This is a genomic window from Deltaproteobacteria bacterium (assembly GCA_016933965.1).
Taxonomy (GTDB): domain Bacteria; phylum Desulfobacterota; class Syntrophia; order Syntrophales; family UBA2210; genus JAFGTS01.
Window position 1 is genome coordinate 1 of the sequence record JAFGTS010000050.1, and the last position, 8,793, is coordinate 8,793.

At 52.2% G+C, this 8,793-nt stretch carries 10 protein-coding genes; 3 read left to right on the top strand and 7 right to left on the bottom strand.

The genetic code is table 11. The features are described 5' to 3' along the window. From JXO48_12035 to JXO48_12045, 3 genes are all read left to right on the top strand, one after another. Positions 1-540: DUF5329 domain-containing protein (locus JXO48_12035; GenBank protein ID MBN2284611.1), on the top strand; the 540-nt coding region annotated here is incomplete at its 5' end. 27 nt (positions 541-567) lie between these two features. Continuing rightward, entirely contained in the window at positions 568-1,143 is a 576-nt protein-coding gene (locus JXO48_12040) for a nitroreductase family protein (GenBank protein ID MBN2284612.1), read from the top strand. A 39-nt stretch (positions 1,144-1,182) separates the two neighbouring features. Next, positions 1,183-1,872 carry a hypothetical protein gene (locus JXO48_12045; protein ID MBN2284613.1) on the top strand — a complete coding sequence of 230 codons (690 nt, stop codon included), beginning with the start codon at positions 1,183-1,185 and terminating at the stop codon, positions 1,870-1,872. A gap of 39 nt (positions 1,873-1,911) precedes the next feature. Here the strand turns inward: JXO48_12045 and JXO48_12050 are convergent, their stop codons facing one another. From JXO48_12050 to rplU, 7 genes are all read right to left on the bottom strand, one after another. Further along, positions 1,912-2,817: a M48 family metalloprotease gene (locus tag JXO48_12050; GenBank protein MBN2284614.1), complete on the bottom strand. Its 906-nt coding sequence runs from the start codon at positions 2,815-2,817 to the stop codon at positions 1,912-1,914. Further along, positions 2,814-3,287, bottom strand: coding sequence for a hypothetical protein (locus JXO48_12055; protein MBN2284615.1), 474 nt, complete (start codon positions 3,285-3,287; stop codon positions 2,814-2,816). The genes JXO48_12050 and JXO48_12055 overlap by 4 nt, the downstream gene beginning before the upstream one ends. Before the next feature lie 40 nt (positions 3,288-3,327). After that, on the bottom strand, positions 3,328-5,478 hold the full coding sequence (locus JXO48_12060; GenBank protein MBN2284616.1) for an adenylate/guanylate cyclase domain-containing protein: 2,151 nt from the start codon (positions 5,476-5,478) through the stop codon (positions 3,328-3,330). A 230-nt stretch (positions 5,479-5,708) separates the two neighbouring features. Then, positions 5,709-6,851, bottom strand: a complete 1,143-nt coding sequence (gene proB / locus JXO48_12065; GenBank protein ID MBN2284617.1) for a glutamate 5-kinase — start codon at positions 6,849-6,851, stop codon at positions 5,709-5,711. A 4-nt stretch (positions 6,852-6,855) separates the two neighbouring features. Then, entirely contained in the window at positions 6,856-7,866 is a 1,011-nt protein-coding gene (obgE, locus tag JXO48_12070; protein ID MBN2284618.1) for a GTPase ObgE, read from the bottom strand. A gap of 190 nt (positions 7,867-8,056) precedes the next feature. Continuing rightward, positions 8,057-8,311 carry a 50S ribosomal protein L27 gene (gene rpmA / locus JXO48_12075; protein ID MBN2284619.1) on the bottom strand — a complete coding sequence of 85 codons (255 nt, stop codon included), beginning with the start codon at positions 8,309-8,311 and terminating at the stop codon, positions 8,057-8,059. A 15-nt stretch (positions 8,312-8,326) separates the two neighbouring features. Next, positions 8,327-8,638 carry a 50S ribosomal protein L21 gene (gene rplU / locus JXO48_12080; protein ID MBN2284620.1) on the bottom strand — a complete coding sequence of 104 codons (312 nt, stop codon included), beginning with the start codon at positions 8,636-8,638 and terminating at the stop codon, positions 8,327-8,329. Positions 8,639-8,793: the final 155 nt, after the last annotated feature.

Below are 8,793 nucleotides of genomic sequence, written 5' to 3' on the forward strand. Positions count from 1 at the left end.
ATCGAATGCCCCATGAGCCTCTGGTCGAGCCTTGAAAACGGACGCGAGCGTACCCGGCCCGTAACCCCTGACCGCATGGTTGGCATTATAGAATATTTTTTTGAAAATGGAACTAAAACCCGCATCTCCCTCTGCATATTGCGGAATCTCACGAGATATGTTTTAAATGGTGCCATGAGAACAGCAGTGCTTATCATGTTTTTCTGTTCCATGCTGGCGGTGCCGGCGTCTCTCGGTGCCGAGGACCCCGGCGTGCGGTCGGAGATCGACCATCTGATCGCCTATGTTCAACATTCAGACTGTATCTTTATCAGGAACGGGAGGGAATACAGCGCAGTTGATGCGGCCGGGCACATTCTCAAAAAATACGAGCATTTCAGAAAAGAGATCGATTCGGCGGAAAAGTTCATAGAGCTGTGCGCGACTGGAAGCCTGATCAGCGGCCAACCGTACCTGATCCACTGCCCGGGGAACGCGGTGACGGGCAGCCGCGAATGGCTGCTGAGGGAACTGGAGCGGTACAGGGCTGGGACGGAATGAAAATATCGGGGTGCGAGGAGAAGGAGTATGATGACCTTTCATGAGCTGGTGCAGAAACGGCGTTCGGTGCGGGAATTCGAGGACCGCAGTGTCCCCCGCCCGGTGATCGAAAAAATAATCCGTGAAAGCTGTATGGCGCCGAGCGCACGGAACGGACAGCCCTGGCAGTTCGTCGTCATCGATGACGGGCGGCTCATTCAAAAACTTTCCGATGAGAGCAAAAGGAATCTCATCGGGGAACTTGAAGATGAGCCCGGCTCACCGTTGAAAGCCTATGAGGCTTATCTGAAAGACGAGAAGTCGCATATCTTCTGGAACGCCCCCTGTCTCGTATATATCGGGGGTTCCGTTAACGTCGCATCACTGAGCGTGGACTGCGCCCTTGCCGCCGCCTATTTCATGTTTTCGGCAAGCGCCCGGGGACTCGGGACCTGCTGGGTCGCGCTGGGCTCACGTATCAAAGATCCCGGCATCCGGCGGGAGATCGGCATGCCCGAAACATTCCGCATCATTGCCCCGGTCATCCTGGGGTATCCCCGGCGCATTCCCGCTCCGTTGCCGCGGCGGGAGCCGGATATCATATGGGGTTCGTCGGGTGAGTGATGGAAACGGGCGGTTTCGGGTTTTTAACCGGAGAGTCTTATGATGAACCTGCGTCTTGAGCGTACCGAAAAAGACGCGATCGTGTTACATGCCGTCTTTGCGATCCTGTCGTTGATCGTCCTATTCATTTCCCTGGAACTGAGCGTGGGGGTGCGTCTCTGTGTCCTTGTCGTCTTGTATAATGTGATGATCCCTGCCGGGGCTTTTCTGCGGCGTCATGACGACTGGCTGGCGCTCTGGCTTTTTCTTCTCCCGGTCAGCATCCTTCAGATCTTTCCCGACTGGTTTCTCGCCGCTGAACTGGGTGTCCTTGTATTTCCCGACACGGGTTCACTGCGGCTTGGTGAAGTACCTCTTTTCATGGGAGGTTTATGGGTAATTCCCCTCTTTGTGATCGTTTTTCTCGGGAGACGGATAGAAGAGCGATTTAACAGAAAACTCGGTCTTTTTACCGTTTGTATAACCTCATTTCTCCTCTTTGTCGGTTCCGAAGCCGTGCTGTGGCGGATACCGATCTGGTATGCCCGGGAAGTTACCACAGTGTGTCATGTGGCACTCTATCTCATCGTGCCTGAAGTCCTGCTCGGGCTGTCTGCATTCCTTGCCTTTGAGATGTCTCGCGGTCGCCCCTGCTGGTACCGGCTGTGCGCCGCTTTTACAGTGATGGTGTTCTACCTGGGTAATCTCGGTCTCTTTTATCTCATTGGAGAGCACCTGCTTCTGCGCTGACCCTTCACGAATGAAGACAAATGGCTTCGAGACACCTCTTCACCGCAATGAAGCGTATCGCTGGTCTCTTATGGTATGTGCAGCTCGCTGCCAGTTATTCTGAGCAATGATATCGTTTACAATTGCAAGACGATCCGTCATTGCCGGATGAGTGGAAAAGAACCCTTTCCGTGAACCGGCTTCCTGTTCGCGAGCGAGTTTTTCGAGGTAATCGGCGAAGCTGTTAGGGTCATAGCCTACCCGTTGGAGTAGGATAAGGGCGCTTCGGTCGGCATCTTTCTCCTGCTGCCGGCTGTAGCCGTTGACGACCATGGTCTTCACAATATCATCGACAGAACCTTCAAAGAGCTGAGTCAGATTTGTCAGATTTTGCGGTCCGTATCTGCCGGCAATATTGGTGCCCAGAGCCGCCACCACTTCAGCCCATCGGGAACTCTTTATCGCTTTTACACCATCGCGATGATTGACATGAGCGATCTCGTGGGCAAGGATCGATGCGAGTTCCTCTTCATTGCTCGCCCTGTTGAGCATGCCGCGACTGATGAATATGATTCCACCGGGACAGGAGAGTGCATTCACTTCTTCCGTTGCAAGTACTGCAAAGTGATATCCGCCATAGGTGATGGGGACATCGGACGACAAGGCAAGCGCCTGTCCGACCTGGTTGACGTATTCGGTTAAACCCTGATCCTGGTCAAGTGTGTATTGGTTGAGGATAGTTGCCGCCACAGCCCGCCCCAGAATATATTCTTCCTTTTCCGTCATCGGCCGTAATGCTTTAAATGTCTTTGTGGCTGTTTCATCAATCAACGCCTTATTCTGAGCGGAAATGATTCCCATGTGCTGTCCGGCACCTGTGCCTACCTGGACCATCTGAGCACAGCTATACATTACAGAGAAACATGCAAGCATGATCATGGTTATACAGATATATTGTTTTCTCATCGGTCTTCCCCCGGCCCTTTCAGGTTCCCATCTTTGATGAATTTCTCGAGCCTTTCACGAGACACTTCCAGTGATTCAACATGATCGACGAGGTCATATCTCATGTTGGGATTTTCCTTTTGAAATGCCTCCTGGACTTCCTTCGTGAACCCCTTGCCCGCGAGAGCCACTTCATCCCGGGTGGCTTCATCCGCACGGCCGCCCATTAATGCGGTCCAGGGAACCTTCAGTTCATTAACCGCGCCAATATGGATCCATCCTCTCTGTTCGTTGTAGGTTACGTTTAACCAATCCCCCTTCTGTTCAGTGCTCTCTATCTTCTCTCCGTAAGGGATCCAGGCAATGGCGGGTGCAAAAAAACGATTCTCCTTTCTGAAAGCAACCTCCTGGACAACAACCGTGTAAGTACTTGCTGCAGCGGTAGTCGTCATCATGATGAACGCACACAATAAAAAAATGGTCTTCTTCATGGTATTCCCCCTCATCTGGATTTTGTCTTTTCTCATCCACTCATTTCTCCGTCAGTCGGTGGATACCTTTCCAGCCAGCGGGCGGCGGATTTTTCATGAAAGTCCGGCATCGTTCAATAAAGAGACGGGAAGGGCTGTCTTCAGGGGAGATGTCCAGTGCTTCCGAAAATTTTGCAAGGGCATCTTCCCATTCCGTGTCCCGGTAATGGTGAAGGCCGACAGCAAAAAGTCTCATGGTTTGTTTCATCTTTTCAGAAAGCTTACCTCTTTTTGCAAGTAGTTCATATATTCGAACCGGCCTTTCTTTTCCTTTCACCTGAATGAGGTCAAGCTCCCGTGCTTCCACGAATTCCTTTGCAAGTAAATAAGTCTCTTCGCTGATAATTATCTGGACGCCGTAAGCCTTCCCCGCGCCTTCAAGCCTCGAGGCAAGATTTACATTGTCTCCGATGACCGTGAAATCAAATCGTCTGCTGGATCCCATATTCCCGATGATCATTGCCCCCGTGTTAATGCCTATCCGCGAATATACCGGAGGCAGTCCCATTCTAATAAACTCCTCTCGCAGTATGGTAAGCCGTGCCTGATTTTCAAGAGCCGCAATACAGGCCTCATGTGCGTGGTTTTTCAGATGGAGCGGTGCACCCCAGAAAGCCATGATGGCGTCCCCCTCAAACTTGTCTATAATGCCTCCGCTTTCGAGAATGATATCAGACATCGCTGTCAGGTAGGTATTCAAAAGAAAAACCACTTTTTCCGGAGTGAGCTTTTCCGAGATTTCAGTGAATCCGGCGATGTCTGAGAAAAAAACGGTAAGCACACGCTTTTCACCGCCGAGACGAAGCTTTTCTGGATTTTTCAAAAGATCCTGTATGAGGTGATCTGACATGTAGTGTGAGAAGGTCTGTTTGATCTGCCGTTTCTGTCTTCCCTCGGTTGCATAGCTGAACGCGGATGTCAGGACGAAGGTACACACAAGAGTTACAGCGGGCATTACTCCATCAACCCAGAAGCCCCAGTGGAAAGCAAGGGCAATAATGGCGCCGACAGTGACGCCGCATAAGAGAAACGTTAGCAGTAAAAACCACAGGCCGGTTGCAAACATGATCGTCACACTCACGAGAATGGCCAGGGCTGCGGAAAAGAGAAAGACCCCATACTCCGGTACTTTGTATCTGAAATCCCCCCTGATGAGGTTGGAAAGCAGGGTGGCATGGATGACCGTACCCGGCGAAGCAGAACGAACCGGTGTTGGTTTCATGTCGAAGAGTCCCGGTGCGGTAAGGCCTATAAATATTATCGAATCCTTGAAAACATCACGAGGATAAGAGGGTTCTCTGTTCTCCATGATTGAAAGATACGAAGAAATGACGTTGAAGGCTGAGTATTGTCTGAAACCGTTCTCGGGATTGTAGAAGGTAAGGAGTAACTGGTTCTGGCCGTCCGCTGGAATGACATTTTCACCGATCATCAGATTCCTGCCACTTATTATGAGTGGTACAGGGTCCATAATGTTCTGGTAAGCAGCCAGACCCAGCGAAGGGATAAAATCAGACTGGTAGCGAGAGAACAGAGGGATGCGACGATATATTCCGTCTGCATCGGGAAAAACTTTAACATTTCCAAAACAATTCGAACTCTCGGAGAGAATTTCGATCGGCGGAATCAGAGAATCATTTTTTAAAATTTCAAAATCTGCAGGCCCCGTAACAGGTATAGCCGAACGTTTCAAAACACTTTGTTCCCAAGATTTCGGCCGGCGTTTTTCCTGACTGAGAAAAAGGGGCAGGCAGCTGCGGCCATTCTCTTTTATTGCCTGGGCAAGGATACGGTCATCTTCTACGCCATACGATGAAGGTTCTGTAAAGAGAATGTCAAAGATTACCGCTTTGGCTCCACTCAAAGTTGCGAACCTGATAATTGGTGCATACATTTGCCGCGGCCAGGGCCAGGTGATGCCTTCATGAAGTGCTGTATCGAGGCTTGCCTGGTCAACAGCGACTAAGACAATGTCTGACGGTGATGTTGCGTCTGAAACGAATGCCCGGCACAGCATGTCATAGGATTTCAATTCGAAGGATTCGAAAAATCCGAAGAGAGTGGGCAGAAAAGCAAGGATCCATGCCATGAGACCCACAATCACCCCGGCGATTATTTTATCTCTCCTGTCAAAAAGGGTAGTGAAGCGCATGATGAACTTCTTCCCCGGAAAAAGGATGTAAATCCTGAAAACATGCCAGTGATTTCCCGATTACACCATTTATGTTTTCTGCAATGTGCCGTGGTAAAACTTGATGGCGTTACCGCAGTTATCCCTTACATTAGTTTTGTAAGAGTATAGGCCAAGGTGGAAATGTTGGCAATTGAAAAGGATTTGCGATATTACCGCGTACACTCATTGAGCGTATTCAGCGCCGTTATTTAAATGGCCCGCGGTTTAGACACTGCCAGGTTGTCCCGGTGGATGACCTCGTCGTAGGGCTTGCTTCCCAGGACCTGCTCGATCTTTGATGTTTTCAGTCCCTTTATCTTGTCGATATCGGTCGAACTGTAGTTCACCAGCCCTTTCGCGACGTTCGTGCCGTCGCCGCAGACACAGACGACGGGGTCACCAACCGAGAAATTACCCTCGATCCCGATGATTCCCGAGGGAAGCAGGCTTTTCCCCTGGTTGACAATGGCCTGTCGCGCCCCCTCGTCGATGTATATTTTCCCTCGGGACCGGAGGGTAAAAGCGATCCAGTACTTCTTGCTGGTCAGGTGCTGCTCCATGGGGAGAAAAAGCGTTCCCCTGTTCTTGCCGGCCAGCACGTCCGTGATGATCCCCTGTGTCTTTCCGTGGGCGATGATGTAAGGAATGCCGAAGGTCGTCACCTTCCGGGCGGCGATGACCTTGCTCTTCATGCCGCCCATGCCCACCGGGTCGGCCTCGGATGATGCCATATTCTCGATTTCTTCCGTAATTTCCCTTACCAGGGGGATCAGGCGGGACTTTCCGGTTTCCTTCGGGTTCTTGTCGTACAGACCCTTCGTGTTGGTCAGGTTAATGACGAGATTCGCTTCGATGATGTTGGCGATCATGGCGGCCAGGTTGTCGTTGTCGCCGAACTTGATCTCCTCCACGGCCACTGTGTCGTTCTCATTGATGATGGGGACCACGTTCCATTCCAGCAGGACCGAGAGGGTGTTCCGCGTGTTCAGAAATCGCTGCCGGTCGGTGAGATCGCTCATGGTGAGAAGGATCTGGGCGGCCACCATGTCGTGCTTTACAAAAGCGTTCGAATAGACCCGCATCAGCCGTCCCTGGCCGATGGCCGCGGCCGCCTGTTTCTGGGGCATGCTCTGAAGTCTTTGTGTAAATCCCATCCGGTGCATTCCCGAGGCGATGGCGCCCGACGAGACGATGACGAACTGGTACCCCTCGCGGGAATGAGCCGCGATCTCATCGACGATGTTTTCGATGATCTCCGTGTCAAGGCCATCCTTCCCCGTGAGAACCCCGCTGCCGATCTTTACCAGGACCCTTCTTGCCTTTTTCAGAACATCCTTTCGTTCCTTTGACATGCCGCTACTCATCCTCCTGATTCGTAAGCCGCCGTGCGACCTCCAGGATCAGTTCCCTGACCCCCTTTCCCGATACCGCCGAAATGGGGAACACGGGGATTCCCCTCTCCGTAAAATAGGATGTCGCTCCTTCAAGCCTCTCTGCCGCATAAGAAAGATCCATCTTGCCGATGACCACGATCTGCGGTTTTTCCATCAGCGACGGGCTGAAGGAGGCGAGTTCCCTGTTTATCGTTTCATAATCACGGCCGGCGCTCGTGACAGCATCTCCCGATATGTCCAGCATGTGGATAAGTAGCGACGTCCGTTCTATGTGCTTCAGAAAGGTGGTGCCCAGCCCCGCCCCCTGGTGGGCCCCCTCGATCAGTCCCGGGATATCGGCGACGACGAAGGTCTGGAAATTGTCCACCCTGACGACCCCGAGGTTGGGGCGAAGCGTTGTGAAGGGATAATCGGCAATCCGGGGCCGGGCCGCCGATATCCTTGAGATCAGTGTCGATTTGCCGACGTTCGGCAGGCCGATGATGCCCACGTCGGCAAGAAGCTTCAGTTCCAGGAAGACCCATCGTTCCTCCCCGGGCATGCCGTTCTGAGCGTGTCGCGGGGCCTGGTTTGTAGAGCTCTTGAAGAAGGTGTTCCCTCTTCCGCCGATCCCTCCCCGTGCCAGGATACAGGTCTGGCCGTCCTCCGTCAGGTCCGCCAGCAGTTCTTCCGTCTCGGCGTCCCGTATGACCGTTCCCACGGGAACAATGATCTCTATGTCATCACCATTTTTCCCCGTTTTGTTGCTTCCCTCACCGTGGCCTCCCCGCTTCGCCACATGGTGCTGCTGGAATTTGAGGTCGAGGAGCGTTCGATGGCTCTGTGAAGCCCGGGCGATGACGCTTCCGCCTTTTCCGCCGTCTCCGCCGTCGGGACCTCCGCGGGGGATATACTTCTCCCTTCTGAAGCTGACACAGCCTCGTCCGCCGTCACCGGCCCTGACATAGATTTTCGCTTCATCGACGAACTTCATGGTCTGCGAAGTATACAAGCCCTGTTGAATATGTGCTGGATGAAATGCCCTGTCCGGTGTCCACAGCCGTTCATGGTGCCGCCGGGGAAAGAGAAGAAAAAAGGTGCTAGCCTTGAATGAAAACTAACACCTTTATGATCAGTTCCTTCGGGAGGGGGGTCTTGGTGTACCGGTTACCCGCCGCTCCACGTCACGCGTCGTAGACGCTTACCTGTTTCCTGGTCTTGTCTTTTCGTTCAAACTTCACGTACCCGTCAATCTTCGAGAATATCGTATAATCCTTCCCCATTCCCACGTTATTGCCCGGGTGAATTTTCGTTCCAAGCTGGCGGATGATGATGGAGCCCGCCGATATTTTCTGGCCGCCGTAGACCTTCACACCGCGCCGCTGGGACTGGCTGTCTCTTCCGTTACGGCTGCTTCCCTGGCCTTTCTTGTGAGCCATTGACCACTTCCTCCCTTATACGACGATTTCCTTTATTTTCATGCTGGTCAGGTCCTGGCGATGTCCCGTTTTCTTCCTGTATCCTTTTCTGCGCTTCATTTTAAAAACGGTGATCTTGGGACCTCTCGTCTGGGCGATGATTTCTCCGACGACCTTCGCTCCTTCAACGAGCGGGGTCCCGATTTTAATGGTATCGGTGCCGCCCACCATGAGGACTTCTTCAAAGGAAATGACGTCTCCCTTGTTTCCCTCTATTTTCTCAAAACTCAGCACATCGCCTTCCGAAACTTTGTACTGTTTTCCGCCCGTCTTGATTACTGCGTACATCGCCGTATCCTTGTCTGAAATTAGAAACTGCTATTATAGATTTTTGCTACCTTTTGTCAACATATAAAAAACAAAGCGCCTTTCAATGATCACCAGGGCCTGCCCCGGCGGCGCCTGTCACAGGTGCTGTATATGTCCCGGTGAACCGCCGGGAA

Excerpts from the sequence above, each read along its gene's own strand:
- JXO48_12040 (MBN2284612.1), top strand. The coding sequence starts at position 568 with ATGATGACCTTTCATGAGCTGGTGCAGAAACGGCGTTCGGTGCGGGAA.
- JXO48_12045 (MBN2284613.1), top strand. The coding sequence starts at position 1,183 with ATGATGAACCTGCGTCTTGAGCGTACCGAAAAAGACGCGATCGTGTTA.
- JXO48_12050 (MBN2284614.1), bottom strand. The coding sequence starts at position 2,817 with ATGAGAAAACAATATATCTGTATAACCATGATCATGCTTGCATGTTTC.
- JXO48_12055 (MBN2284615.1), bottom strand. The coding sequence starts at position 3,287 with ATGAAGAAGACCATTTTTTTATTGTGTGCGTTCATCATGATGACGACT.
- JXO48_12060 (MBN2284616.1), bottom strand. The coding sequence starts at position 5,478 with ATGCGCTTCACTACCCTTTTTGACAGGAGAGATAAAATAATCGCCGGG.
- proB (MBN2284617.1), bottom strand. The coding sequence starts at position 6,851 with ATGTCAAAGGAACGAAAGGATGTTCTGAAAAAGGCAAGAAGGGTCCTG.
- obgE (MBN2284618.1), bottom strand. The coding sequence starts at position 7,866 with ATGAAGTTCGTCGATGAAGCGAAAATCTATGTCAGGGCCGGTGACGGC.
- rpmA (MBN2284619.1), bottom strand. The coding sequence starts at position 8,311 with ATGGCTCACAAGAAAGGCCAGGGAAGCAGCCGTAACGGAAGAGACAGC.
- rplU (MBN2284620.1), bottom strand. The coding sequence starts at position 8,638 with ATGTACGCAGTAATCAAGACGGGCGGAAAACAGTACAAAGTTTCGGAA.